The sequence below is a fragment of the Micromonospora noduli genome (assembly GCF_003264365.1).
GTDB classification, from domain to species: Bacteria; Actinomycetota; Actinomycetes; order Mycobacteriales; family Micromonosporaceae; genus Micromonospora; species Micromonospora noduli.
The window spans coordinates 1-1,634 of record NZ_PYAK01000131.1 but is presented as its reverse complement, the minus strand read 5'-3'; the positions used below and the strand labels follow the sequence as shown (position 1 = coordinate 1,634).

Sequence of the window (1,634 nt, the reverse complement as noted above, 5' to 3'; positions counted from 1 at the left end):
TGATTTTGAATATAAAAAAAGCGCAATTATCTCTATAATTAAAAGTGCCTAAACAAATAACTAAAGGAGATAATGCGCCTGTGAACAATATTATACTAAATACCTTTGATTTGAAAGATAAAAATATTATTTTTGACGGTAAACTTGAGAAAATTGAGTATAAAGGGAGAAAGTGTTTCTTTTATTACGCAAAACTAATCTATACACCTGAGGTGTGCCCAAACTGCAATTGTAAAAACATTAATGGTAATTTAATCAAAAATGGGTCTAAGACTTCTAGAATCACTATGCCTAAAATCTCCGAATATCCAACTTATATCATGTTGCGTAAGCAACGTTTTAAATGTAAAACGTGCGAACGATACTTTACAGCTGAAACACCTGAAGTTGATAAATACTGTTTTATATCAAAAAAACACGATCAGCTGTACTTAATAAAGCAGTAGAAATTCGTTCTGAAAAATCTATAGCGAAATCCTGCTCTGTGTCGGCTACTACAGTTTCTCGTATCATTGATGAGGCCACTTATTCTCTTCATCAATCACCGTATTCTGCACTTCCTGAACATATCATGATGGATGAATTCAAAAGTGTTAAAAATGTTTCTGGAAAAATGAGTTTTATATACGCTGATGCACAAACGCATCATATTATTGATATTGTTGAAGACCGTAGAATAAGTGAGTTAAAGAAGTACTTTTATCGTTTTTCACTTAAAGCTAGAAAACGTGTAAAAACAGTTTCGATTGATATGCATGAAGGCTATATGACATTGATTAAAGAGATGTTTCCGAACGCTAAAATAGTCATCGATCGATTCCATATTGTTCAATTATTAAATCGTGCTTTAAATGGTATTCGAGTCGCTGTTATGAATGAATTAAGAACGACGAATCAACCTTTATATAATAAGTTTAAAAGATATGCGAAATTACTATTAAAACCTGGAGAAGATCTACAGGCATTTGAATATCATAAAGTAGCTTTATTTAAGAAATGGAAGACACAAAAGGGTATCGTCAAGTATTTATTAGATCAAGATGACTCGTTAAATGACGCCTACCAATATATCAATCAGCTACGATTCAAACTTAAACATAATGATTATGAAGGCTTTATTCACGAATTAAAACATATGCCATTATCCCAAACGCATTCAGTTGTCCAACGAGCAATTAAGACACTTAACAAACATGTATACTTTATAAAAAATACATTTGATTATTACAATTTATCAAATGGTCCTTTAGAAGGTATAAATAACAAAATAAAATTAATTAAACGTACATCTTTTGGTTATGGACGTTACAATCATTTGCGCAATCGAATATTATTATGTTCAAAACTTTACGCTCCAAAAAGTAAAAAGGAAGTTAAGCAATGTTTAGTTGCCTAACTTCCGATATTGAACGCATCAGTCCAATTTGACATAGAGCCGATTTTTTTTACATAAATCTTGCACTTAGCGATAACTATATTGAGATAACTACAAGTTGTTATAAAATCAATTGCTATTTAAGCATGATGATGAAGACGATTAAGTAAGAAAACATAGGTAATCTGAAATAATTCAAGCAAATTCATTTTGTTGGTATCATCATATTAAAATTTATTATTGAGTCGGCTTTTGATGA

At 30.5% G+C, this 1,634-nt stretch carries 1 pseudogene; it reads left to right on the top strand.

Annotation, left to right across the window (positions count from 1 at the left end):
• Positions 1-80 precede the first annotated feature (80 nt).
• Positions 81-1,396 (top strand): annotated as a pseudogene (locus GUI43_RS35230) (ISL3 family transposase).
• Positions 1,397-1,634: the final 238 nt, after the last annotated feature.